At 70.8% G+C, this 24,652-nt stretch carries 23 protein-coding genes; 15 read left to right on the top strand and 8 right to left on the bottom strand.

Translation table 11 applies throughout. The features are described 5' to 3' along the window. Nucleotides 1-97 precede the first annotated feature (97 nt). Both ACQP2Y_RS15645 and ACQP2Y_RS15640 read right to left on the bottom strand, forming a co-directional pair. Nucleotides 98-1,354, bottom strand: a complete 1,257-nt coding sequence (locus ACQP2Y_RS15645; protein WP_433728726.1) for an NAD(P)/FAD-dependent oxidoreductase — start codon at nucleotides 1,352-1,354, stop codon at nucleotides 98-100. 91 nt (nucleotides 1,355-1,445) lie between these two features. Further along, on the bottom strand, nucleotides 1,446-2,354 hold the full coding sequence (locus tag ACQP2Y_RS15640) for a universal stress protein (RefSeq protein WP_433728724.1): 909 nt from the start codon (nucleotides 2,352-2,354) through the stop codon (nucleotides 1,446-1,448). Nucleotides 2,355-2,646: 292 nt separating this feature from the next. Between ACQP2Y_RS15640 and ACQP2Y_RS15635 the strand changes: the two genes are divergently transcribed. The 10 genes from ACQP2Y_RS15635 to ACQP2Y_RS15590 all read left to right on the top strand — a co-directional run bounded on the left by ACQP2Y_RS15635 (nucleotide 2,647) and on the right by ACQP2Y_RS15590 (nucleotide 10,871). Then, nucleotides 2,647-3,498 carry a universal stress protein gene (locus tag ACQP2Y_RS15635; RefSeq protein ID WP_433728721.1) on the top strand — a complete coding sequence of 284 codons (852 nt, stop codon included), beginning with the start codon at nucleotides 2,647-2,649 and terminating at the stop codon, nucleotides 3,496-3,498. A gap of 37 nt (nucleotides 3,499-3,535) precedes the next feature. Further along, nucleotides 3,536-3,829, top strand: coding sequence for a DUF3040 domain-containing protein (locus ACQP2Y_RS15630; protein ID WP_433728719.1), 294 nt, complete (start codon nucleotides 3,536-3,538; stop codon nucleotides 3,827-3,829). Between the two features lie 62 nt (nucleotides 3,830-3,891). Then, nucleotides 3,892-4,428: a universal stress protein gene (locus ACQP2Y_RS15625; RefSeq protein ID WP_433728717.1), complete on the top strand. Its 537-nt coding sequence runs from the start codon at nucleotides 3,892-3,894 to the stop codon at nucleotides 4,426-4,428. 75 nt (nucleotides 4,429-4,503) lie between these two features. Further along, complete coding sequence (locus tag ACQP2Y_RS15620) at nucleotides 4,504-5,079, top strand: NADPH-dependent F420 reductase (RefSeq protein WP_433728715.1); 576 nt, start codon at nucleotides 4,504-4,506, stop codon at nucleotides 5,077-5,079. A 124-nt stretch (nucleotides 5,080-5,203) separates the two neighbouring features. Beyond that, nucleotides 5,204-5,521 carry an NIPSNAP family protein gene (locus tag ACQP2Y_RS15615; RefSeq protein ID WP_433728713.1) on the top strand — a complete coding sequence of 106 codons (318 nt, stop codon included), beginning with the start codon at nucleotides 5,204-5,206 and terminating at the stop codon, nucleotides 5,519-5,521. Continuing rightward, entirely contained in the window at nucleotides 5,518-7,197 is a 1,680-nt protein-coding gene (locus ACQP2Y_RS15610) for a CocE/NonD family hydrolase (RefSeq protein ID WP_433728711.1), read from the top strand. The genes ACQP2Y_RS15615 and ACQP2Y_RS15610 overlap by 4 nt, the downstream gene beginning before the upstream one ends. Nucleotides 7,198-7,268: 71 nt before the next feature. Beyond that, on the top strand, nucleotides 7,269-8,468 hold the full coding sequence (locus ACQP2Y_RS15605; protein WP_433731959.1) for a metal-dependent hydrolase family protein: 1,200 nt from the start codon (nucleotides 7,269-7,271) through the stop codon (nucleotides 8,466-8,468). Continuing rightward, nucleotides 8,441-9,205 (top strand): sulfite exporter TauE/SafE family protein, encoded by a 765-nt coding sequence (locus tag ACQP2Y_RS15600; protein WP_433728709.1) that lies wholly within the window; start codon nucleotides 8,441-8,443, stop codon nucleotides 9,203-9,205. The genes ACQP2Y_RS15605 and ACQP2Y_RS15600 overlap by 28 nt, the downstream gene beginning before the upstream one ends. Nucleotides 9,206-9,285: 80 nt before the next feature. Beyond that, complete coding sequence (locus ACQP2Y_RS15595; RefSeq protein WP_433728707.1) at nucleotides 9,286-9,795, top strand: nuclear transport factor 2 family protein; 510 nt, start codon at nucleotides 9,286-9,288, stop codon at nucleotides 9,793-9,795. Next, a complete protein-coding gene (locus ACQP2Y_RS15590) occupies nucleotides 9,783-10,871 on the top strand; it encodes an FAD-dependent monooxygenase (RefSeq protein ID WP_433728705.1) in 1,089 nt (362 codons plus the stop codon). Before ACQP2Y_RS15595 ends, ACQP2Y_RS15590 begins: the two co-directional genes overlap by 13 nt. Here ACQP2Y_RS15590 and ACQP2Y_RS15585 read toward each other — a convergent pair. Next, on the bottom strand, nucleotides 10,846-11,775 hold the full coding sequence (locus ACQP2Y_RS15585; protein WP_433728703.1) for a LysR family transcriptional regulator: 930 nt from the start codon (nucleotides 11,773-11,775) through the stop codon (nucleotides 10,846-10,848). The two genes, ACQP2Y_RS15590 and ACQP2Y_RS15585, sit on opposite strands and share 26 nt — an antisense overlap. A gap of 86 nt (nucleotides 11,776-11,861) precedes the next feature. Here ACQP2Y_RS15585 and ACQP2Y_RS15580 point away from each other — a divergent pair, with 86 nt between their 5' ends. Next, a complete protein-coding gene (locus ACQP2Y_RS15580; protein WP_433731957.1) occupies nucleotides 11,862-12,758 on the top strand; it encodes a LysR family transcriptional regulator in 897 nt (298 codons plus the stop codon). On the opposite strand, the gene ACQP2Y_RS15575 is transcribed toward ACQP2Y_RS15580, so the two are convergent. Beyond that, a complete protein-coding gene (locus ACQP2Y_RS15575) occupies nucleotides 12,739-13,356 on the bottom strand; it encodes a DedA family protein (protein WP_433728701.1) in 618 nt (205 codons plus the stop codon). The two genes, ACQP2Y_RS15580 and ACQP2Y_RS15575, sit on opposite strands and share 20 nt — an antisense overlap. A 109-nt stretch (nucleotides 13,357-13,465) precedes the next feature. Beyond that, nucleotides 13,466-14,299, bottom strand: coding sequence for an NAD(P)H-binding protein (locus tag ACQP2Y_RS15570; RefSeq protein WP_433728699.1), 834 nt, complete (start codon nucleotides 14,297-14,299; stop codon nucleotides 13,466-13,468). A 63-nt stretch (nucleotides 14,300-14,362) separates the two neighbouring features. Between ACQP2Y_RS15570 and ACQP2Y_RS15565 the strand changes: the two genes are divergently transcribed. Next, complete coding sequence (locus ACQP2Y_RS15565; protein WP_433728697.1) at nucleotides 14,363-14,953, top strand: TetR family transcriptional regulator; 591 nt, start codon at nucleotides 14,363-14,365, stop codon at nucleotides 14,951-14,953. A 3-nt stretch (nucleotides 14,954-14,956) separates the two neighbouring features. On the opposite strand, the gene ACQP2Y_RS15560 is transcribed toward ACQP2Y_RS15565, so the two are convergent. Continuing rightward, entirely contained in the window at nucleotides 14,957-16,000 is a 1,044-nt protein-coding gene (locus ACQP2Y_RS15560) for a hypothetical protein (protein ID WP_433728694.1), read from the bottom strand. A gap of 48 nt (nucleotides 16,001-16,048) precedes the next feature. Further along, the gene (locus ACQP2Y_RS15555) at nucleotides 16,049-16,381 is read right to left on the bottom strand and encodes a PadR family transcriptional regulator (RefSeq protein WP_433728692.1); all 333 of its coding nucleotides are present in this window, start codon (nucleotides 16,379-16,381) and stop codon (nucleotides 16,049-16,051) included. 432 nt (nucleotides 16,382-16,813) lie between these two features. Between ACQP2Y_RS15555 and ACQP2Y_RS15550 the strand changes: the two genes are divergently transcribed. Further along, the gene (locus ACQP2Y_RS15550) at nucleotides 16,814-17,551 is read left to right on the top strand and encodes a CDP-alcohol phosphatidyltransferase family protein (protein WP_433728690.1); all 738 of its coding nucleotides are present in this window, start codon (nucleotides 16,814-16,816) and stop codon (nucleotides 17,549-17,551) included. Between the two features lie 29 nt (nucleotides 17,552-17,580). Further along, on the top strand, nucleotides 17,581-18,360 hold the full coding sequence (locus ACQP2Y_RS15545) for an FkbM family methyltransferase (RefSeq protein ID WP_433728688.1): 780 nt from the start codon (nucleotides 17,581-17,583) through the stop codon (nucleotides 18,358-18,360). Between the two features lie 41 nt (nucleotides 18,361-18,401). On the opposite strand, the gene ACQP2Y_RS15540 is transcribed toward ACQP2Y_RS15545, so the two are convergent. Beyond that, nucleotides 18,402-21,644, bottom strand: a complete 3,243-nt coding sequence (locus tag ACQP2Y_RS15540; RefSeq protein WP_433728686.1) for a GH92 family glycosyl hydrolase — start codon at nucleotides 21,642-21,644, stop codon at nucleotides 18,402-18,404. A gap of 116 nt (nucleotides 21,645-21,760) precedes the next feature. Here ACQP2Y_RS15540 and ACQP2Y_RS15535 point away from each other — a divergent pair, with 116 nt between their 5' ends. Beyond that, nucleotides 21,761-24,652 (top strand): GH92 family glycosyl hydrolase, encoded by a 2,892-nt coding sequence (locus tag ACQP2Y_RS15535; RefSeq protein ID WP_433728684.1) that lies wholly within the window; start codon nucleotides 21,761-21,763, stop codon nucleotides 24,650-24,652.

Raw genomic sequence — 24,652 nt, 5'->3', positions numbered from 1 at the left:
TTCGAATAAGCGGGAAAACAAGAAAGGGCCGAAGACTCCGTGGGAGGGCCGCGGCCGGTGCGCGCCGGGCTCGACAGCCGGTGCACCGGCGGGGCGGTCAGCGCAGCGGGTCGAACGGCGCCAGCTCGGGCGGCGCCTCGCCCTTGAGCACGGTCTGGGCCAGCAACTGCCCGGTGACGGGACCGAGCGCGATGCCCCACATGCCGTGCCCGCCGGCGACGAACACCCGCGGGGCGGCGGTCGGGCCGATCAGCGGCAGCCCGTCCGCGGTGCACGGGCGGGAACCCACCCATTCGTCGCGGCGGTCGTCGAGGTCCACGCCGGCCAGGAACGGGCGTACGGCCTCCACGACGGCAGCGATGCGCCGCGGATCGAGGGCCTCGCCGGGGCGCCGGAACTCCATCATCCCGGCCACCCGCAGCCGGCCGTTCAGCGGCGTACAGGCGACCCGCTGCCGCGGGAAGTACAGCGGACCGGCGGGCATCCGCGCGGCCGGCACGCTGAAGCTGTAGCCGCGACCGGCCTGGACCGGCTGCCGCACCCCGAAGCTCGCGGTCAGGGCGCCCAGGACAGCGCCGGTGGCGACCACCACCGCGTCGTGCCGGGCTTGCTCGCCGGATCGGCAGACCACGCCGACCTCGTCGGACCCGTGCCGCAGGTCGGTCACCTCGGCGTCTTCGACGATCCGGCCACCGCGGGCCCGCACCGCTCCGGCGAGGGACCGGACGAACTCCGGCGGGTGCAGATAGCGCTGCCCGCGGATCTCCACGGCGGCGCCGACCTGGCCGGTCAGCGCCGGTTCCATGACCCGGGCCCGCCGGCCGGAGACCCGTCGGTAGTCGACATCCTGACCGGCGGCGGCGATCTGCTCCAGCTCGGCCAGCAGGCCGCGCGCGTCGCGCTCGCGGGCGAAGCAGGCGAGGAAGGCGGCGGCCTTCGTCGTGGGCGCGGTGACGCCGCCCGCGGCCAGCACATCGAACGCCTCCAGCGCACGCTCGTTGAGCGGGACGTAGGCGGCCATCCCACGTTTCCATCGCTGAGCTGTGCTGTGCCTGACGAACGAGGCGAGGAAACGCAGCAGGTCGCGGTCGGCCCGGAGCGGCAGATACACCGGTGACCGGGGACTCAGCACCGCCCGCAGGCCGTAGCGCAGCACTGTGGGTTCCGGCAGGGGTGCGGTCAGCGCCGGCGTCAGCCAGCCGGCGTTGCCCCAGGATGCGCCGGCGCCCACCTGGTGCCGCTCGTACACCGTGACCTGTACGCCGGCCTCCTGCAGGAACCAGGCGGTGGACAGGCCCACCATCCCCGCCCCGATGACGGCGACCTCGCCCGGCGAGCCACGCCCTTGATACACGGAAGACACGTCGTACCTCATCTCTGCGGTTGCACCGACCCACCATCGTCTCCGCGGGCCGGCCGGCCGGCGAGGGCCGGCACCGGCCGATCTACGGCCTCGCTCCCTGCCGACGCCCGGCAACCAGCCGGGCCGGCCGGCCGGCGCCCCGGCGCGGGCGCAGGGCGGTCCGCTGTTCCGGGTGGACGATCATGACCGGGCAGTCGGCGTGGTGGAGCAGTTGCTGGCCGACCGAGCCGAGCAGACTGCCGACCAGCGCGCCGTGCCCACGGCTGCCGACGACGAGCAGACCCGCCTCGCGGGACACGTCGATCAGGTTCTTCGCAGCGCTGCCCGGCTCGATGCGGGTCCTCACCCGCACTGCGGGGTACCTGTCCAGCCACGGCGTCAGGGTCGCGTCGAGGTCACGGGCCACGTCCCGCCGGACCGCGTCCGGGTCGTAGGGCAACGGCGGCACAGCCATCCCGTACGGCGGCATCGGCATGGGGTAGCTGCGCACCACGAGCAGTTCGCCGTCACGCCGCTGCGCCTGGTCGAACGCCAGCGCCAGAGCGCGGTTCGCCGGGACCGAGCCGTCGACGCCCACCGTGACCGGGCCGGACGGGGTTTCGCGCCGGCCACGGACGACGACCACGGGAACAGTCGCCCGGGTGACCACCTGCTGGCTGACCGAGCCGAGCAGCAGGCTGGCGAAGCCTCCGCGACCCCGGTTGCCGACCACGAGCATGGCGGCGGTGCGGCCGGCTCGCAGCAGGGCCGAGGCCGGGTCACCGCTGACGGCGGCGCCGGAAACCTCGACGCCCGGCGCCAGGGCCCGCGCCTCCGCGACGGCCGCGGCCGCGATCTCGTCGGGCTGTTGCGCGCTGACGTCCGGCGCTTCGTAGGCAGTGACAATCCTCAGTGGAGCGTCGTTGCGCCGGGCCTCCGCAGCGGTCCACCGCAACGCGCCCCGGCTCTGCTCCGAGCCGTCGATGCCGACGACGATGTCGAGGTGTCTCATCTCTGCCTCCAGTCATGGGAAACGGGTCCGCAGCACCATGGTTGTCGCGACTCCGGCGACAGGGCAGGAGAGCGAGCCGCCAATCCGGGCGCTCCCCGTTGCTGACGGCCAGCAATCAACGCGGTAGCCGAACCAGCACATTGCCGGCGACCGGCAGTCCACGGTCGCCGACTTGTCCGCCGTGGAGCCTGCCGGTGAGCCGCGGCCGAGCCCATGGTGGAAGTGGCGGCTGCGATCGCCGGCCACAGCCCCGTCAGCAGAGGGCCCCGAGACGGATCAGGAAGGAATCATCATGCGTTCCCCTTCACCGCTGCCGGTACTTGTCGGATTCGACGGTTCGACGGCAGCCCTGTCGGCCGTTCACTACGCCGCCCGGGAAGCGCTGCGGCGCGGCTGTGGCCTGCAGATCGTGCACGCGTTCGGCTGGCCGGTGATCCTGCCGCCGTTCCACGCGCCCTACGATCAGCATGATCAGGGGCCCCGGGCGGCGATGCTGGATCTCCTGGCGCGGACCGCGCACGAGGTCCGCGCCGATCACCCGCTCGTGCCGGTGACCACCCGGCTGATCGACGGGTCTCCCGGCGGGGTGCTGGTCGACGCCTCCGGCGATGCCCAGCTGCTCGTCCTCGGTCATCGCGGCCTGGGCGGGTTCGCCGGGCTCCTGGTCGGCTCGGTGGCCACCCAGGCCACAGCCCATGCCCGCTGCCCGGTCGTGGTGGTCCGCGGCGACCGTCCGCCGGAAGGCGCGCCGGTCGTGCTCGGCACCGACGGCTCACCCGGGGCCAACCGGGCGGCCGAGGTCGCCTTCGCGCAGGCGCAGCTCCGCGACGTCGAGCTGATCGTGGCCCACCATCAGCCGGCCGGCAGCAGCTCCGCGTTCTGGGCCACCGCGGGCGACGCGGGTGCGCTCGGGGCCGGTACGCGCTACCCCGACGTCAAGTACCGCACCGAGGTCGTGCCGGGCGATTCAGTCGCGTCCGCACTGATCGACCTCGCGTACCGCACCGCGGCCGGCCTGCTGGTCGTCGGTACGCGGGGCCGGGGCGGATTCCGCGGCCTGGTGATGGGTTCGACCTCGCGCAGCCTGATCGAGCACGCCTCGTGCCCGGTGCTGGTGATTCCCGCGCCCTGGGACGTGCATTGATGCGACGACACCGTCGCCGACCCGAAGGGAGACAGACATGCTCAACGACGCCGAACAGCGCAGGTTGACGCAGATCGAACAGGAACTGCGGTCCGACGATCCAGAGTTCACGCAGCGATTCGGCCGGATCCCGCTGCGCTCCCCCCAGGAATGGCGGGGCATGACCGCACGCGGGTGGTTGCTCGCGGCCGCGCTGGTCATGGGCTTCGCCGTGCTGATGGGCAGCCGGGGAATGGCGCTCATCGCGGTGTGCGTGGCCGCCGTGAGCGGCGGCATCTGGCTGACCCGCCACCTCCGCTCCTCCGACGACCGGCAACCGCCACGGCCGTAGCCCGGTCCGCCTCAACTCCTCCCCCGTTCCGGCGAGGAGGTCCGACTCCCCGAGGAGGGGCCATGTTCACGACCATCGCCTGGGCCACCGACGGTACCGCGTCGGCGTCCGACGCACTGCCCGTCGCGGAGGGCCTCACCCGGGCCACCGGCGGCAAGCTGGTGATCATCCACGTCCAGGAGGTCACCATCAGCAGGTCCGGCTTCCTGGCCGAGGACAGCGCAGCCGTGCTCGATTCGCTGCACCGCACGGTCCGGCGGTTCCGGGACGACGGCGTCGCCGCCACCGTGCTGTCGTCCCGGACCACCACCCGTAACGTGCCCCGGAAGATCCTCGATCTGGTCAGTGCCGCGCGGGCCGACGTGCTCGTCATCGGGAACCGCGGGCACGGACCAGTGTTCAACCTTCTGCTCGGCCGGACCGCCATCCGGCTGCTGCACGGCGCGTCGTTGCCGATCATCGCGGTGCCGTCCCGGTCCGCCTCGATCTCGCCGTGGACCGGCGTTCAGCCGGCGCAGCCGGGTCACCCGGTCAATCACCAGCGCGCCGACCTCGTGAGCCGGAGCGGGGTGTCTCCCGTTACATCTCGCCCCAGGTAGTTGCAGCTTCAAGTCAATCAGCCTACGGTATTAGTTGTTGCTTCAAGTAAATCCGCTTCAACGAGAGGGACGGTCATGGCGCACATCAGCATCATCGGCACCGGCAACATGGGCTCGGCGATCGCCGGCCTCGTCACCAAGGGCGGCAACACCGTCGAGGTGTTCAGCTCCTCCGACGCCGGCAAGCCGGTCACCGGCGACATCGTCGTCCTGGCCGTCCCGCACGGGGCCGTGCCGACCATCCTGGCCGAGCGCGCCGACCAGCTCGCGGGCAAGGTCGTCGTCGACATCACCAACCCCCTGAACTTCGAGACGTTCGACTCGCTGAACGTCGCCGCCGACTCCTCGGCCGCCGCCGACATCGCCCGCGCGCTGCCGCAGTCCCGGGTGCTCAAGGCGTTCAACACCAACTTCGCCGCCACCCTGGTCTCGGGGGCTGTCGGCTCGCTGCCGACCACCGTCCTGATCGCCGGCGACGACGCGGACGCCAAGGCCCTGCTGGCGGGAGTGATCACCACCGGTGGCCTGCGCGCCGTGGACGCGGGCGCCCTGAGCCGGGCCCGGGAGCTCGAAGCGATCGGCTTCCTCCAGCTCACCCTGGCCGCCGGCGAGAAGATCGCCTGGACCGGAGGCTTCGGCGTCGTCGCCTGACCAATCGCCGGCCGGCAAATTGCACGACGGTAAACGACCGATTAACCAAAGGACATTGGATTCACGCCAAGCTCCCGGCTTAGCCTGGCCGCAAGGCAACCGGGAAGCCGAAAAGGAGCTTGGCGTGTTCTACGAGATCCGGCGGGAAACGGCGGCACCGGGCCGCGGCAAGGAACTGGCACGGTGGATGGACGAGCAGGTCATTCCCGTGCATGAGGCCGCCGGAATGATGGTCGTGGGCGCGTTCACCGATACCGACGACGAAGACGCTTTCGTCTGGATCCGCAAGTTCCGCGATGCGGAAGAACGCGAAGAAGTCGTGGCCCGGGTGCACCAGAATCCGCTTTTCGAATCCGAGATCAGGCCGCGGCTCGGGCACATTCTGGGCGGTGAAGCGGTCACCGTACGGCTGACGCCGACCGCCTCCTCCAAGCTCTCATGAGTTTGTCCATCGAGTCCGGTGTCGCCGTGCCGATGCGCGACGGCGTCACCCTGGCGACCGATCTGTGGCGACCGGCCGGGAACGGTCCGTGGCCGGTCCTGCTGACGCGCACTCCGTACGGTCGGACCTCGACCGCCCACCTGGGCAATCCGAAGCTGCCCGACCTCCGGGTCCTGGTCGACCACGGCTACCTGGTGGTCGTCCAGGATGTACGGGGCACCGGGGACTCCCCCGGCCTGCTGGAACCGCACCGCTTTGATCAGAGCGACACCGTCGACACCCTGGCCTGGCTCGCCGGGCAGGTCTGGTGTGACGGCCGCGTGGGGATGTGGGGCGCCTCGTACATGGGCTTCCCGCAGTGGCAGGCGGCCACCCAGGCACCGCCGATGCTGCGCGCGATCGCTCCCCTGATGACCTCGGCCGACCCGTACCGGGCCTGGCACTCGGCGCAGGGCGCGTTGGCGCAGGGCACGTTGCTCAACTGGTCGGCCCGCATGGCGATGGCCAACCTGTCACGCGAGAGCGACAGGCCCTCGGCAGAGATCCGGGGTGCGCTCGGCGATGTCGACCAGCTGATCGGCCGTCAAAGCGCCATCGTCCGGGGCCTGCCCTGGCTCGGCGAGATGCTCGCCCACCCGGAGTACGACGCGTACTGGCAGTCCCGGTCCGCGTTGGAGCGCAGTGCGGCGATCACCGTTCCGGCGTTCAACCTCACCGGCTGGTACGACGTGTTCGCGCGGGAGGTCGTCCGCTCGTACACCACCATGCGCCGCAGCGGTGGCAGTGTGGCGGCCCGGGAAGGACAGCGGCTGGTCATCGGCCCGTGGGGTCACGGTGACGGTGCCGACCTCGGAGTCTTCCCGGACCGTTCGTTCGGGCTCGCCGGGTCCGTCCAGGCGGCGGCGATCACCCAGGCGCATCTGCGGTTCTTCGACCGGTGGGTGAAGGGCCACGACGACACCGGCACCGGCGCGCGGGTACGCATCTTCGTCATGGGCCTCGACCAGTGGCGCGACGAGGACGACTGGCCCCTGCCCGACACCCGGTACGAGGACTACTTCCTGCACAGCGCGGGACGGGCCAACAGTTCCGAAGGCGACGGGCGGCTCCACCGGACCCCGGCCGTCGAGGACCGCAGTGACTCGTTCTCCTACGATCCGCGCCACCCGGTCCCGACCGTGGGCGGAGCGACCCTCGGCGTCGACGGACTCGCCGGCCCCACCGATCAGGCGGACGTGGAACGTCGTGACGATGTCCTCTGCTACACCAGCGAATCGCTCGAGGCGCCGCTGGAGGTCACCGGCCACGTCACCCTCACCGTGCACGTCTCCTCGACCGCGGTCGACACCGACGTCACCGGCAAGCTTGTCGACGTCTTCCCCGACGGTCGCGCGATCATCCTGTGCGAGGGCATCTGCCGGATGCGGTACCGAGGTTCGTTGAGCCGGCCGCAGCCGCTGGAGCCGGGCGAGATCGTCGAGGCGACGATCGAGCTGGGCGTGACCTCCAACGTCTTCCGGCCCGGGCACCGCATCCGGCTCGAGGTGTCCAGCAGCGACTTCCCCCGGTACGACCGCAACCCCGCGACCGACGGCCAGGTCGCCGTCAATCGCATCTTCCACGGGCCGCGGCATCCCAGCCGGCTGACGGTGCCGGTGATCGCGAGGACCACGTGAGCGTGCAGCGCATCGAGGCGGATCTGCTGATCCCCGGCCGTGGTGCGCCCGTCTCCGACGGTGTCGTCGTCATGGACGGCCCGGTCATCACTTACGCGGGCCCGCGCGGCGGTGCTCCGGCCGGATCCCAGGCGGCCGAGCCGGTCCGGGCCCGTACCGTCATGCCGGGAATGTGGGACTGCCACACGCACCTCAACGGTGGCCGGCCGGGCACCTTCGATTTCGCCCAGCTGGTGCAGGAGCATCTCGCGACCCGCGCCGCCCGGGGTGCGCAGAGCCTGCGCCGCGCGCTCGACGCCGGTGTCACGAGCATCCGGGAGCTCGGCGGGATGGGGTTGCACCTGGCTCCGGTGGTCGCCGAGGGGTTCGTGCCGGGCCCGGCGATCTACGCGGCGGGCTCGGTGCTGTCGGCCACCGGCGGCCACGGCGACATCCACACCCTGCCTACGGCATGGGTGCACGAGTGTGGTCGCGCGGGCGCCGGCTTCCGGCTGGCGGACGGCGAGGCCGAGTGCGCCAAAGCGGTACGCGAGCAGCTCCGCCACAACGCCCGGATCATCAAGGTGTGCGCGTCCGGCGGCGTGCTCAGCGTCATCGACGATCCGATCCACCAGGAGCTGACCGGCCGCGAGCTGCGCACCGTCGTGGAGGTCGCCGGGCTCGCCGAACGCAGTGTCGCGGCGCACTGCCACGGCAAGCCGGGGATCATGGCGGCGCTGGAGGCCGGGGTGCTGACCATCGAGCACGGCAGCTACCTCGACGACGAGGCGTGCGCGGCGATGACGGAGGCCGGGGCGATTCTGGTGCCCACCCTCACGATCGTCCAGGAGTTGCTGGACAGCGAGCTGCTCCCGCCGTACGCGATCCGGAAGTTGCGGGGAATCGCCCAGCTGCACCGGGAGAACATCGCCCGGGCCCATCGGGCCGGCGTGCGGATCGCGATGGGGTCGGACATCCAGAGCACCGGCGATGCCCCGGCCGCCTGGGGACGGCACGGGCGCGAGGCGGGATTGCTCCACGAGATCGGCATGGAGCCGCTGGAGGTGATCGAGGCCGCCACCGCCAACGGCCCGGCCACCCTGGGCCGGCAGGCGCCGCTCTCCGGGCAGCTGCGGCCGGGCTACGACGCGGACGTCGTGATCGTCGACGGCAACCCGCTGCGCGACGTCTCCCTGCTCGCGGACCCGTCCCGGATCTCGGCGGTCTGGCGGGCCGGCATCCCGGTGAAAGGCCGACAGCCAACGTGGATCTCGAACGCGTCCTCCTGCTGATCCTCGCCGGCGTCCTCGCGGGAGGGGTGAACGCACTGGCCGGTGGCGGCTCGCTGATCACGTTCCCGGCCCTGCTCATGACCGGCCTGCCCGCGGTCCAGGCGAACGTCACGAACTCCGTGTCGGTCTTTCCCGGCTATCTGTCCAGCGTGCTGGGCAGCCGGGCCGACCTGGCCGGGCAGCGGCACCGGCTCCCGTGGGTGCTGCCCGCGTGTGTCGCCGGCTCGGCCGCCGGCTGCGCGCTGCTCCTGGCCACGCCCGCCCGCGCGTTCGAGCTCATCGTGCCGTTCCTGGTGCTGGCCGCGGCCGCGGCGCTGTTCTTCCAGGACCGGCTGCGCGGCCTGGTCGGTCATCCGCGCGCGCTCAGCCCGCGCCGCCAGGTGATCACCCTGCAGGTCGTCGTCTTCGTCGGCGCGGTCTACGGCGGCTACTTCGGCGCCGCGATGGGCGTCATGTACGTGGCCGCACTCGCCCTGGTGCTCGACGAGACGCTGAACCGCCTCAACGCCCTCAAGAACGTCCTGTCCGCCACCGTCGGCGCCGTCACCCTGCTGACGTTCGCGCTGTTCGGCCCGGTCGACTGGCCGGTCGTGCTGATCCTGGCCCCCGCGACGGTCGTCGGCGGCTACGGGGGTGCACTGCTGGCCCGGCGTCTGCCCACGCGCCTTCTGAAAGCGCTCATCGTCAGCTTCGGCACCGCCATCGGCCTCATTCTGTTGGCGCGCGCACTCACCTGATTGATTGCGTCACGGTAAATCATTGCTTCACCATTTCGCATTGGCTATTGCTGGTGAGATTTCTTAGCGTTGTGCCCACGATGAACATCACGCCGCTCGACCACATGCAGATCGCTGAAGTTGTTGCCACTCTGGCCCACGCCCAGGACGACAAGGACTGGGAACGCTTCCGACAATTGTTCGCCGACCGGGTGACGCTCGATCAGTCCGGGCAGTCCGGTGCACCCGCCGAGGAGCTGACGGCCGACGAGCTGACCACGAAGGCCCGCACTGTGCTGGAGGGGTTCACCTCCACCCACCATGCGAGCTCCGACCTGCTCGTCGACGCGACCGGTGCGGGCGTGACCTGCCGGGCGCACATGGTCGCCCATCACCACCTTCCGACGCCGGGCGTCGACTTCTGCGTCATGCGCGGCTATTGGCAATTGGACCTGACTCGGACGCCGCAGCAGCGTTGGCTGATCCGGCGCTGGGCCATTGTGCGCACCGCGCCCTGGGAGGGGAACCCTGATCTGTACCGCATAGCCAGCAAGGGAAAGCACCGCGTCGTAGCAGATGATGAGAAGAGATCGACCACATGCGGGCAATGATCGCCGGCGGCGGAATCGTCGGGCTCACCAGTGCCATCGCTTTGCGGGCCGCCGGCATCGACGCCGTCGTGCACGAGCAGGCACCCGAGATCCGCGCCGCGGGCGCCGGGCTCGGGTTGTGGGCCAACGCGCTGGCCGTCTTCGACGAGCTCGGGCTGGGCGAGAAGCTCAGGGCCATCGGGCGGCCGGCCGAAATGTACTTCCGGGACCCGGCCGGCCGGCTCATCGACCCGCCCGGGTTCTCCCCGGACGACCACCGCTACCTGCTGGTGAACCGCCCCAAGCTCAACGCGTTGCTGGCCGAGGCGGTGGGCCACGACAACATCCGCCTGAACTCGCGCCTCGTCGGCTACGAGGAGACCGACGCCGGCGTGACGGCCCACTTCGACGACCGGACCTCCGCCGAGGCGGACCTGCTCATCGGCGCGGACGGCGCCTACTCGGTCGTCCGGTCCCTGCTGGTGCCCGGCAGCGACGCGATCGAGCACGAGGGACACCACGCCTGGCGCTCGGTCGTCCCGCCACCGCCCGGGGTCACCATCGAGGCGAGCGTCATCGTGCTGGGCGAGAAGCGCACCCGCGGCGGGTACGTGCCCACCGCCGACGGCACCGTCTACTGGCTGGTCAACCAGTTCGACGCGGATCCGCTGAAGGGCACGCCGAAGCAACAGGCCGCGGACCGGGCCGGGTTCCTGGACACCACGGGCTGGAATCCGGCCATGCTGGCCCTGATCGAGTCGAGTCCCGACGACAAGATCCTGCACAACCAGATCATGCTCGTCCCGCCGTTGACCCAGTGGGTCTCGCACCGCGTCGCGCTGGTCGGTGATGCCGCGCACGCGCTGTCTCCGCACATCACCGCGGGTGCGTCGCTGGGCGTGCAGGACCCGCTGGTGCTGGCCCGGCTGCTCGCCTCGACGCCGGAGATCCCGGACGCGCTCGCCGCGTACGAGCGGGACCGGCTGCCGCACTACGCCCAGGTCAACGAGCTGTCCAGCAAGGTGGAGAACTCGGCGACCCCGGACGAGTTCGCCACCAACTACGTCGCCTTCACGCGCTGGATGCTCCACCGGTAGCGGGCGCCATCCGGCAGATCTCCGCCAGGGCGGCCCGGATCTGGTCACGGAGCCAGGCGTGCGCGGCGTCCGAGTCGTTGCGCTGGTGCCAGGTGCAGTTGATCGGGGCCGCCGGCACCTGCGCCGGCAGCGGGCGGGTGATCAGGCCGAAGCTCTCGACGACCGGACGGCTGATCAGCGCGGTGGTGGTGACCAGCATGTCGCTGCGGCCGGCGATGCGCAGGGCCATCGTGAGACTCGCGACGGTGGCGACGACCCGGCGGCCCAGGCCCTCGGCGGCGAGCAGGTCGTCGATCGGGTCGGTCAGCCGCCCCCGGCGGGAGACGAGCACGTGCTGCTCTGCCGCGTACGAGGGCAGGTCGAGGCTTTTGCCGCAGGGATGGTCCGGGCGCATCGCGACGATCAGGGAGTCGTGGCCGAGGGTCTCGGACCGGAACTCGGGCAGGCTCGGGCGGCCGGTGCCGAGCTCCAGATCCACGTGGCCCTGCCGCAGGCCGCCGGTGTCGACGGTGCTCTCGCCCAGGATCCTCAGCCGTACGCGGGGCGCCTGCGCGTGGATCCCGGCGACCAGCACGGGCGCCAGCGAGGTGGCCAGCGCGTCGTTGCACTGGATGGTGAAGATCCGGTCCAGGGTCGCCGGCTGCACTTCGCGACGCGGCGTGAGCACGTCGTGAGCCTGGCGGATCAGCTGGCGGACGTCGTCGCGGATCGCCAGCGCGTACGGCGTCGGCGTCATCGAGCGGCCGGTGCGCACCAAGATGTCGTCGCCGGTGAGCTTGCGGAGCCGGCCGAGCGTCCGGCTGACCGCGGGCGACGACAGGTGCAGCCGCTCCGCCGCGCCCATCACACTGCGCTCCTCGAGCAGGGCGTCCAGCGCGGTGAGCAGATTCAGGTCCACAGGCATGCGTCCGACGGTAGGACAGCCCCGTAGTTATCACTAATGCATCTTTGGTATCGGGCCATTCCACCTGTGATAATCCGGGAGTGGAAATGCTGGACATGAACCTGATGGTGGCGCTCGACGCGCTGCTGACGGAGAACAGCGTCACCGCCGCCGCGGCCCGGCTGCACACCTCACCGCCGGCCATGAGCAGATCGCTGGCCCGGCTGCGCCGCCTGCTGGGCGACCCCCTTCTCGTACGGGCCGGGCGCGACATGGTGCCCACCCGCCGCGCCCTCGAACTGCGCGGCGAGGTGCACGATGTGATGCGGCGGGCCCGGGTGCTCTTCGAACCCTCGCCGACGTCCGATCCGGCGCACACGGTACGCATCTTCGACCTGCGCATGTCCGACATCTTCTCGATGACGGTGACCGCGCAACTCATCACCGACGTCCGCGCCGAGGCGCCGGGCATCACCCTGCGGCTGCGACCGGAGGGCATCGACGACACCGGGATGCGCGACGGCCTGATCGACCTCGATGTCGGCATCCTCGGCCGGCACGACCCCGAGGTGCACAGCGAGCCCCTGTTCACCGAGACGCTGGTCGGTGTCGTCCGGCCGGAGCATCCGTTGGCGCGTAGGGCAAAGGTGACGGTCAAGCAGTTCGCCGCGGCCGACCACGTTGCCGTCTCCCGCCGCGGCCGGCGGCGCGGACCGATCGACGACCGCCTCGACGAGCTCGGGCTCACCCGCAAGGTCGTCGCCGTGGTGCCGACCTACGCGGCGTCGCTGTTCCTGACCCGCGCGACCGACGTCGTCTGCATCGCGCCCGCCCGCGCCGGGCGCGACACCGTCACCGCGCTCGGGCTGCACACCTTCGAGCTGCCACTGAGCCTGCCGACCCCGACGATCGGGATGGCCTGGCATCCCCGCAACGACAGCGACCGTACGCACCAGTGGCTCCGCGACCGCATCCGCCGGGTCATCACTCCGGGACGCCTGTGACTCCGCTCCGCCGGATGCTGACGCGCCGGATCAGCTCCATCGCACCGGACAGCACCACCGCCAGCCCCACTCCCACCCCGAAGGCCAGCAACGCGTTGTCCTGAAAGAGCACGCCGCCGACATAGCCCGTCAGCACGGTGTAGGCGCTCCAGGCGGTGCCGCCGATGATGGTGAACAGCACGTAGTTGCGGTAGTTGTATCGGACCGTGCCCGCGGTGATGGTCACGAGATACCGCCCGACCGGGATGAACCTGGTGCTCACGAGAATGAACCCGCCGCGCGTGTGCAGATGCCGGCTGACCCAGTCGTGGGTGGCTCGCCGTCTGGTGCCCGGCGGCAGCCGCTTCTCCAGGGCGAAACTCAACCGCCGGCCGAACGCGTACGGGATCTGGTCGCCCAGGAAAGCGCCGAGCGCGGTGGCCGCGATGACCAGCGTCAGGTTGGTGACTCCGGTGGCGGCCAGGACGCCGGCGATGATGATGACCGGTTCGCTGGGGATCAGCGGCAGGAACGAATCGAGCAGGGACACCGAGATCAGGATCAGATACAGCCAGGAGGATGATGCCAGCGACTCGGTGAGTCCGACCCAGTCGATCACGGCAATTCCTCCTTGATTCAGCCGGCTTCCCGACTCCGAAGCTAGGAAAGAACTGCAGTCATCACCAGTGCACCTTTGGTATGGAGTCCTTGCGCCGTGAGGAATCCGGTCAGCGGAAGTCGTCGGCGTGGTCGCGGGCCCATTCGGCGAACGTCAGCGCGGGCCGCCCCAGAAGCTCTGGCACCGCATCGACGGCCACCTCCGCGGGCAGCTGCCGAACACTCCCGCCGGCCTGAAGCAACATCTCGACCAACGGCGCAGGCAACTGCGTCAACAGATCGGCCCGGTACGTGTCGACGTCCACTTCCTCCAGCCGCACCGGCTCGCCGATCGCCTCGGCAATAGCGGCGACCTGATCGCGAATGGTCACCGGACCCGGCCCCAGCACCGGATAGGCGGCGCCCCCGGCGTCGTCCAGCAAGGCCCGCGCTGCCACCGCGGCGATGTCACGTTCGTGGACCGGCGCGGTTGTCGCGTCCGGGAATGCCGTCCGCAGCACGCGATCGTGCCGGATCGACTGCCAGCGCAGGGAGTTGGTGGCGAAGTAGCCCGGTCGCACGAAGGTCCGGGCGAGCCCGGCGTCGTCCAGCGCGCGCTCCACCGCGAGGTGCCGCACCGCGATCGGATTGGACCCGGCGTCCGGCGCCATCACCGTGTAGGACGACAGCAGGACCACGTGCTCGACGCCGGCGCGGCGGGCTGCTGCCGCGAATTCCGCCGCGGTCTCCGGATGGGCGTAGAGGAAGACCTTGCGTACGCCGGCCAGCGCCTGCGGCAGGGTCGCCGGGTCGGCCAGGTCGGCCCGCACCACCTCGACGTCCTGCGGGAAGTCGCCCGGCCGCGGGGTACGACTGGACGCGCGAACCTGCGCTCCCGCGGCCGCCAACTCGTTCAGCACCGCAGCGCCGACATGTCCGCGGGCACCGGTCACCAGAATGGTCATGGTTTCACTCTACAGAGTCTGAAACTTGTAACAAGGCGCGATGCGGCTCGGTATGCTCGGGCCATGCGGACGAGCGGGCCACTGGATGCCGAGGCGATCCTGTCGGCCACCGAGGACGTGCTGCGCCGCCACGGGCCGGCCAAGGCAACGGTCGTCGACGTCGGCAAGGCCCTCGGCGTCAGCCATGCCGCCGTCTACAAGCACTTCCCGTCCAAGACGGCGCTGCGCGAGGCGGTCTCCCGGCGCTGGCTCAATCGCGATCGTGATGCCCTTGCGGCCATCGCACGCGACCCGGCGGTCGCACCGCCCCAGCGGCTACGCTCCTGGCTCGCCGCCCTGCTGGCCGCGAAGCGGGCCAAGGCCCACGACGATCCGGAACTGTTCGCCGCCTACAAGATCCTGGTCACCGAGGACAGCGCCGCGGCGGTCGACCACGTGGCCGACCTCCTGGGCCAGCTGGAAGCCATCGTCGCCGACGGCATGGCTGACGGCTCGTTCCGCGGCGCCGACCCGACCGAGACCGCCCGGGCCGTTTTCACCGCCACCACCCACTTCCACCACCCCGGCCTGGCGAGCGGATGGACCGAGCCGGGCATCGAGCACGAGCTCGACGTCATCTGCACCCTGATCCTCGAGGGCCTGATCGGGCGGTAGGGCTCAGGCCGTGGTGGACGTGCGGGCGGCCGCGGGCTGTGGCCAGGCGCAGGCCACGATGACGGCCAGGATCGGCAGCAGGGACAGGATGGCCAGCGGCTCGGCCCCGTAGATCACGAAGCCGCCCCAGTACACCGACGGTCCGGTGCCGTTGCGGTTGGTGTTGGCCAGCAACGAGCCGGTCGAGGTCGGGATGTTGCCCAGGCAGGCGGGGGTGAGCATCAGCAGCGTGGCGACGCAGAGCCCCGAGTACGCCCGCTGCCGGCCCCGGCCGTAGCGGCGCATGCGGATCGAGGTGCCCAGCCCGAACAGCGCGCCGAGCAGGGCGCCGGCCACACCGCCGAGGATGGTGTCGCGCAGGTGGCCGGGCGGCTCGGCCCACATCAGGTCGAAGCTCAGGTCCGGGGTGATCTGCACTGCGGCGAGATATCCGGCGCGGGTGCCGGTCACCTCGACGTTCACCGGCGCCGAGGTGCCCCGCACGACCTTGGTGCGCACGTCGCGCCAGCCCTGGGCGTTCAGCTGCTGCCGCACAGCCGCAGCGACCCGCTCCGGGCCGCCGGGCGGCGGCACGGTGCCGGTCACGGAGGTCCTTCCGACCCGTACGCCGGTGCCACCGTGCAGGCTGTTGTTGCTGTACGGGTTCCAGAACGTGCTGCGCCCGAAGTGACTGGCCCGGTCCTCAAAAGCGCCCGGCAGAACCGAATGCGCGAAGCTGACCGCCGTGGCCTTGTCCGGCGCCATTCTGTCCACGTCGCGCCAGGACAGCCACGAACCGAGAGCGATGCCGCTGAGCCCACCGAGCACGGCAGCGAGTGCCGCGACCACGAACGCCCGGCGCCCGGCCTCAGCGAAGCGCCGGCCGAGTCCGTGTCGCAGCAACAGGGCCGCCTCGCGGGCGGGCGGACGGGACCGGCCGGGATCGGCGGCGTCGAGCAGCGTCGCGAGGATCTCCGGGCCGCGTTCGCGGCGATAGGCGCGGGGGTACGCCAGCAGCCATCGACGGTATCGGCGGGCCAGCAGCGTGGTCCGGGTGTCGTCGGGCATGTCGGTCCCTTCGGGGTGTCTCGGCCGGGGGCGATGCCGTTCGCGTCGTCAGGCGGGGCTGGGGGCACCGGCGGGGCCCGCACCGCGCAGCCGCTGAGCCACCATCCGGGCGTCACGGCGCATCTGCTCGGCCTCGGCGGCCAGCGCGGCGGTGCCCGCAACGGTCAGCCGGTAGTAGCGGCGGAGCCTGCCGTCGACGGTCTCCTCGTGGTCGACCTCGATCAGGCCCTCGTCGGTGAGCCGGTCGAGCGCCGCGTACAGCGTGCCGGCGGCGAGGTGCACGCTGTCCGCCGACAGCCGCTCCACTTCCTTGATCACCGCGTACCCGTGGAGCGGGCCGAGGGCGAGCGCCGACAGGATCAGAAAGCTCGGTCTCCGCATGCCCGCCATGCCGGCCAATATACAGTTGATCGAGCTATCAGCGGTAGTCCGGACGACGAACAGCGGCGGCACCCATCGCGACAGAACCGCGGAGCACCAGGTGCATATGGAGCTGACTCCGGGGTAGCTGATGTGGGTCCCCAACCGGGGGAGCGAGCGCCGGAATCTTCCCATTTGTAGGCCTCCGGTGCCTGTTACAAGCGCCGAGCGGAGACCGGGCAGCTCTGGGACTTCACTGTGGACTCTCTGGATCGCCTGGAGCAGGTCTGGCGTGAGCGGTTCGCCGGCTGGGACGACCTGCTCGCGGCCGAGGAGGGGCATTGCAACCCGGTGATTCCGCCGTCCGCGGGTGAACCGATCACTGCTGTGAGCCGTGTTGAAGTAGACGGCCATCATGCGTTCGCTCCGGCGACCGCTTACCAGGAGGAACACATGACGCTTCTCGCCCGTCGCGAGATGACCCTGCAGATCCATCCGGCCGGGCTCGGCGCCGCCGTGCAGGCCGGTGTGATCATGTCGCTGGCGGCGACCGTGGGGCTGGGTGCGATCGGCTGGGCGACTGGCGTGGCGTTCGGCGTACTGGCCTGGTCCGTGCTGGCCGAGGGGATCCGCCGGTCCGGGGCGCGCAGCTGGGGGCCGGCGGACACGATCACCCTGGTCCGCCTCGCCCTGACCGGTGGCGTCGCCGCGCTGGTGGCGGAGGCGCTGACCGGCCGCACGATGCTGATGACGCTGGTGGGCCTGGCCGCGGTCGCGGCCGCCCTGGACGCGGTCGACGGTCAGGTGGCCCGGCGCACGAAGACCACCTCGGCCTTCGGCGCCCGCTTCGACATGGAGGCCGACTCCGTCCTCGTGCTCATCCTCAGCCTGTTCGTCGCCAGCTCACTCGGCTGGTGGGTGGCCGCGATCGGCCTCTTCCGGTACGCGTTCGTCGCGGCGTCCTGGGCCTGGCCGTGGCTGCGGGGCTCGCTGCCGCCGCGGATGGTGCGCAAGGTCGTCGCCGCCCTGCAGGGTGCTGTCCTGGTCCTCGCCAGCGCCGATCTCGTTCCCGTCTGGCAGGCGCAGATCGTCGTGGCGCTGGCGCTGGGCTTCCTGACCTGGTCTTTCGGGACGGACGTCGTGTGGCTCCGGAGCCGGCGCACCCTTGCCACGTCCGGCGGGAACCTCTGAGGCCCGGACCGGACGCAGGAGACGGCAATATGACTCACAGTGCTCGCGCGGCGACACTCAAGACCGATCCCGCGTACGCCGCGATCCGCCGCTCGCTGGACTACTACTACGGCGACGCGGGCCAGGACGCGGCGATGGATGCCCTGTACGCGCAGTTCGTGCAGGCCGGCGACCTGGTGTTCGACATCGGGGCCCACGTCGGCGACCGGATCGGCAGTTTCCGGCGGCTGGGGGCCAGGGTGGTCGCCGTCGAGCCCCAACCGCTGTGCGGCCGCGCCATCCGGGAGATCTACGCCGACGACGCGGACGTGATCCTCGTCGAGGCCGTGTGCGGTGCATCGGAGGAGCCGGTCACGCTCTTCGTCAACTCCGCCAACCCCACGGTCTCCACCGCGTCGACGGAGTTCGTGGCGGCGGCCGACACCGCCGGCGGCTGGCATCAGGAGGTCTGGGACGCCGAGATGCGGGTGCCGGCCGTGACCCTCGACGGGCTGATCGAGCGCTACGGAACCCCCGCCTTCGTGAAGATCGACGTCGAGGGCTACGAGGACGTGGTCCTGTCCGGCCTCAGCCACAGCCTGCCGGCCCTGTCCTTCGAGTTCACCACGATCCAGCGCGACGTGGCGCAACGCTGCCTGGACCGGACAGCGGCGTCGGGGGCCGTGCACTACAACCGGGCCATGGGGGAAAGCATGCGGCTGGAACTCGACGAATGGGTCACCCCGCAGACGATGGCCGACCAGATCATGGCCCTCCCCCACGAGGCCAACGCCGGCGACGTCTACTGCCTGGCGGTGCCGGGTCGCTGAGGGATCTCACCGACCCGGCACGCTGCGGGCGTTCCGGACGGTCAGCCGAGCAGCTCCCATTCGGCCAGCTGGGTCTCGGCGGCGCCGTGGTTCGCGGTGATCTGCAACCGGTAGCGGGGGTAGGCGGCGGTGCCGGCGATGACGAACGCACGGGTCTGGCGGCGGTCGCTGAAGTCCAGGTTGCTGCGGGTGTCGACGGTGACCCAGGTCGTGCCGTCCGTCGAGCCCTGCAGGGTCCAGCTCTTCGGGTCGCGTTGCGGGCTGTCGTCGGCTGAGGTGAGGGTGTACTGACGGACCGCCGCGGTGCCGGTGCCGGCGAAGCGGTATTCCAGGGTCGCGGTGTTCTGGAAGGTCAGCCACTTGGTCATCGAGGTGTCGTCGACCAGGCTCGCGCGGCCCTCGGTGGTGCCGTTCTCGCCGCTGGCGGTGAGCGTGCCGCCGGTGGCCTTGTCGGCCAGCGGTCGCGGCGCCGCGCTGCCGGTCGTGATCGAGGCCGGGATGTCGTTCGCTCCGGTGCCCCAGGACGACGGGGACGGGCCCATGGTGAAGGTGAGGGTGCCGCCGGCGATCAGGTCGGCGTGGGTGAGGTAGTTCTTCGTGTAGGCGACGCCGTTGAGGGTCGCGCTCTGGATGTAGCGGTTGGTGTCGCTCACCCCGGGCGCGTTGACCGTGAACGTCTTGCCGTCCTCCAGCGTGACGGTCGCCTTGGGGTGCAGCGGTGCGCCGATGGTGTAGTCGGTGCTGCCCATCCGGGCCGGGTAGAAGCCGAGGGCGCTGAAGACGTACCAGGCTGACATCTGGCCGTTGTCCTCGTCGCCGAGGTAGCCGTTGCCGGTGCCGGCACCCGAGTCGTACAGCTTGGTGAGCACGTCGCGGACGCGGGTCTGGGTCTTCGCCGGGGTGCCGGCGTAGTTGTACATGTAGAGCATGTGGTGGATCGGCTCGTTGGAGTGCGCGTACTGGCCCATGTTGGTGTCGTAGGCCTCGGTCATCTCGTGGATCGTGCCGCCGTAGCAGCCGGGCAGGAAGTCCCGGGACGCCGCGAAGACCGAGTCGATCTTGCTGGCGAGCTGGGCCCGGCCGCCGTACAGGTTGGCCATGCCCTGCGGGTCCTGCGGGGCCGGGGTGGCGTAGTGCCACGGCGCGCCCTCGGTGAACTCGCAGCCCCACTCGTTGGGCTTGAACGCCGAGTCGGCGGTCCGCCAGGCGCCCGACTTCTGCTTGCCGCGATAGAAGCCGACCGACGAGGAGTAGAGGTTGGCGTAGTCCAGCGCCCGGTTCTGGAAGTAGTCGGCGTCCTCGGTGAAGCCCAGCGCCCGGCCGAGCTGCGCGATGCCGAAGTTGTTGTTGGCGTCCTCGAGCGTCCAGGAGGCCGCCTCCCCGCGGACGTCGGTGGGCACGTACCGCTTGAAGGTGGAGACCTCGACGCCCTTGCGGCCCCGGGAGCCGGAGCTGGAGTAGACGCTGGCGTTCTTGACCATCGAGGCGTACGCCGCGCGGTAGTCGAAGTTCCGCACGCCCTTGGCGTAGGCGTCGGCGAAGGCCAGGTCCTGGTTGGTGCCGACCATGATGTCGATGTAGCCGGGGCCGGTCCAGCGCGGGGTCCAGCCGCCGTTCTTGTACGCGTTGACGACCCCGTCGAGCATCTCGCCGGTCCGCGTCGGGGTGAGCAGTGAGTACAGCGGCCAGACCGCGCGGGCCGTGTCCCAGAAGCCGTTGTTGACATACATCTGCCCGTCGTGCACCGCGTTGTCGTAGGGGCTGTGGTACTTGCGGACCCCGCCGACCATCTCGGAGCGGTTGTTCGGATACATGAACGCGCGGTACAGGTTGGAGTAGAAGGTGACCATCCGATCGTCGGTCGCCCCCTCGATGCGGGCCTTGCTGAGCGCGGTGTCCCAGGTGGCCGCAGCTTCCTCGCGTACGGTGTCGAAGGCTTTGCCGCCGATCTCCTGGCTCAGGTTGCTCGCGGCCTGGGCCACGCTGATGAAGGAGGTCGCCATCCGGAGGTTGACCTTCTCGCCGGCCGTGGTCGCGAAGCGGATCCAGGTGGTCGCGCCCTGCCCGCTGACGGTGCCGGTGGCCGCGATGGCCTTGTCGACGGCGCCGGAGAAGTACATCCGCTGGCCCTTGTGGTCGACGTAGCCGGAGATGACGCGGGCGGCCGTGTCGACGTTGATCGAGCCGCCAGCGCTGTCGACGGTGTCGAACAGGAGCACCGACTCGGCGGCGGACGGGTAGGTGAACCGCAGGGCGCCGGCATGGTCGGTCGGCGCGATCTCCGCGGTGATCCCGTACGTGTCCAGCTGGGTCTTGTAGTAATGCGCCCGGGCCACCTCGTTGCTGTGCTTGAAGGTGGACTTGCGCGCGTCCGGAGTGGACTTGACGCCGCCGGTCATCGGCATCACCTGCAGCTGGCCGTAGTCACCGATCCACGGGCTGGGCTCGTGACTGATCCCGAAGCCCTGCACGGTGGTGGCCTTGTACTCGTACAGCCAGCTGTCGCTGTTGCCGTTGGTGATCGGGGTCCAGAAGTTGAAGCCGTTCGGGACGGTCGTGCCGGGGAAGGTGTTGCCGCGCGAGTAGCTGCCGCTGGAGTTCGACCCGCGCCGGGTGTCGACCAGGTCGGACAGCCGGCTCGGGGCGCCACCGGCCTGGATCGCGAGGTCGTCGAAGTAGCCGCGGAAGGTGCCGGTGTTGAGCGGCTGGTCGTACGCGATCAGGATGCGGTCGACGGTCTTGCCGGCGACGTTGTCCCCGATCCGTGAGGTGACGAAGTTCCACTGGTCGAAGGCGAGGCCGGAGCCGCTGCCCTGGAAGGCCGGGTGCACCCGGACGCCGCGCTGGTCGACGGCGCCGGAGTCGCGCAGCGAGCTGCCGTCGGTGAAGACGAGGTCGACCGCGACGTCGAGGTGCCCGCCGGACTGCGGAAAGACCCAGTAGGACAGCGTGGTCGCCGCGGTGACCGGCAATTCCACATCGAAGACCCGGTTGTACGAGTACGACGAGGTCGTGCTGGTGTCGTTGCCCGAGTACATCAGCGCCGCCGAGCCGGTGTGCGCGGTCTCGGTGCGCGGCGCGGTCTCCATGCCGGTGAGCGCGCAGCAGTAGCCGCTGATGCCGGCGGTGCTCTCGACGCTGTTCTGCCAGGTCGGCTGGGGATCGCCGGACTCGAACCCGGTGACGAAGTCGCCCGGAGCGGCCGAGGCCGGTAGCGCGGTGGCGACCACTCCGCCGGCGACCAGCACCGCGGTGGACAGACAGGCGAGGAATCTCTGCTTCATGAAGGCGACCTGCATTCCACTCAGGCGGGAAGTCCTGCCCAAGATATTGACTCATTTAACTTCGTGTGACAACGATGTCACCATCTTTTTCCGCCGTTGATCCGGAGGCACCCCTCGTGGCATCGCGACTCCCCCGGCTGGCTGCCGCCGCCCTGCTGACCGCCGCCACGCTGGTCGCCGGCGGCACCGCCGCCGAGGCCGCCGCCGAGCCGGTCGAGCTGGTGCGGCCGTTCGTCGGCACGCAGAACTTCGGCAACACCTTCCCCGGCGCGAGCGCGCCGTTCGGGATGGTGCAGGTCAGCCCGGACACCGGCGGCCAGGGCGGCTACGACTACCTGCAGAACGCCATCTACGGCTTCAGCCAGACCCACCTGTCCGGCGTCGGCTGCGGCGTCGCGGGCGAGCTGCCGATCATGCCGACCACCGGCGCCGTCAGCAGCGTCGACCCGAACGTCTACCGCTCGGCGTACAGCCATGCCGACGAACAGGCCACGCCCGGCTACTACCGGGTCGGCCTGTCCAAGTACGGCGTGAACGCCGAGCTGACCGCCACCGCGCGCACCGGCTGGCAGAAGTACACCTTCCCGGCCACCGGCGCGGCGAACGTCCTGTTCAACACCGGCAAGGCCAACCAGAACGTCTTCGACTCCGAGATCCACGTGGTCGGCGACCGGACCGTCGAGGGCCGGGTCCGCGCCGGCAACTTCTGCGCGGGCAAAGACGACCACACCGTCTACTTCACCGCCAGTTTCGACCGGCCCTTCGCCTCCTACGGCACCTGGCGCGACTCGACCCGCAGCCAGGGCAGCCGGGACGCGGCCGGCGCGGGCGGCAACGGTGCCTGGGTCACCTTCGACGCCAACGCCGACCGCGACGTCGTGGTGAAGGTGGGCCTGTCCTACACCGGAGTGGACGGCGCGCGGAAGAACCTCACGGCCGAGACCGGCAGCTCGTACGACTTCGCCGCAACCCGGACCGCCCTGCGCGCCGCCTGGGTGCAGCAGCTCGACGCCGTACGGATCTCAGGCGGGACGGGCGACCGGCAGAGCGCCTTCTACACCGCGCTGTACCACTCGCTGCTGCACCCCAACGTCGCCGGCGATGTCGACGGCCGGTACACGGGCTTCGACGACAAGGTGCACACGGCGAGCGGCTACACGCCGTACCAGAACTTCTCGCTCTGGGACACCTACCGCCCGCAGAACCAGCTGCTCGAGATGCTGACGCCGCAGGTCGCCCGGGACGTGGCGCTGTCCGTGGTGGCGATCGGACGTGACGGTGGCTGGCTGCCGCGCTGGGCGCTGGCCAACAGCGAGACCAACATCATGACCGGTGACCCGGTCACCCCGTTCCTGGTCGAGGCCTGGTCCAAGGGGCTGCTGGCCGGGTACGAGCAGGAGGCGTACACCCTGCTGCGGACCAATGCGCTGGGGCGGCCGCCGGCGGGCTCGCCGTACAACGGGCGCAGCGGGAACGGCTACTACAGCGACCGCGGTTACGTCCCGTCCGGGCTGACGGTGGGTACGGACTGCGCTCATCAGGGCGGCGACAACGACTGCGTCCACCCTGCCTCGGCCACCCTGGAGTACGCGGCCGCCGACGCCTCGCTGGCGTTGATGGCCACTGCGCTGGGCCGCACCGACGACGCCCGGACGCTCGCCACGCGCGGGCAGTGGTACCACAACCTGTGGGACGCCTCGATCAAGCACTTCCGGCCGCGCACCACCTCGGGCGCGTGGGTCACGCCGTACAACCCGGTCGACGCCGGACACCAGTTCCACGAGGGCGGGGCGTACCAGTACCAGTGGCTGGTGCCGCAGGACCCGGCCGGGCTGGTGTCGCTGATGGGCGGACGGCCGGCCACCGAGAAGCGGCTGGACGACTTCTTCGCGTACCCGAAACTGCTGAACGACCCGGCCGGGACCGCGCGTACGGACTGGATCGCCGCGCCGTACGACTACTACGGCAAGGCGACGTACAACCCGAACAACGAGCCGGATCTGCTGGCCCCGTACCTGTATCACTGGGCCGGTGCCCCGGCCAAGACCGCCACCGTGGTCCGCGCCGCGATGACGCTCTTCACCACCGGCCCGGACGGCATGACCGGCAACGACGACCTGGGCACGATGAGCGCCTGGTACGTCTTCTCGTCCCTCGGCCTCTACCCGACCATGAGCGGCGCGAACTTCCTGACTGTGAGCAGCCCCCAGTTCCCCTCGGCCACCGTGCGGATCGGCAGCCACACCGACCAGGGCGGCACCCTGACGATCACCGCGCCGGACGTCAGCGACACCCGCCGCTACGTCCAGTCCGTCCAGGTCAACGGCCGCGCGCAGAACGCGAACTGGCTCACCTGGCCGACCGTCGCCCGCGGCGGCACCATCGCCCACACCGTCGGCACGGCGGCGTCGAGCTGGGGCACGGCCGCGGCCGACCAACCGCCGTCGGTGAACAGCCCGGCATGTCTGCTGACATCCGGTACGCAGTGCGGCGTCGACGTCACCTCAGCCCGCAACACGGACGGCACCGCCACCACCGCGGCGACCGGCGAGGGCAACTTCGACGGCGGCGGCTGGAGCTACGACGCGGCCCTGCTGCCGGCGGCCGGCTCGGTGAGCTGGGCCGGCGTGACCTACAGCGCGCCACCGCCCGGCGGTACGGCCAAGAACTTCGTCGCGGCCGGCCGGCAGACTCTGCCGCTGCCCGCGCTGCGGCGCAGCACCCTGCGGCTCGTCGTCGCGGCGAACCACGGCCCGGTGCCCGGCACGGTGACCGTCCGCTACGCCGACGGCAGCACCGCCGCGACCACCGTGACGGTCCCGGACTGGTGCGCCACCGGCTCGGTCGTCCTGTCCATGCCGCACCGGATCAAGGCCGGGCAGGGCACCGACGGACCGGCGGTCAACCTGTTCGGCGTCACTGTGGCCGTCGACCCGGGCAAGGACCTGCGGTCGGTCACCCTGCCCGACGACACCCGGATCAAGCTGTACGCCCTCACCCTGCAATGA

Origin of the sequence: Actinoplanes sp. CA-051413, from assembly GCF_050955795.1 — a bacterium.
In the GTDB taxonomy this organism is placed as follows: Bacteria; Actinomycetota; Actinomycetes; order Mycobacteriales; family Micromonosporaceae; genus Actinoplanes.
The sequence above is the reverse complement of the archived record's forward strand: the minus strand, read 5'-3'. Positions and strand labels throughout refer to the sequence as shown.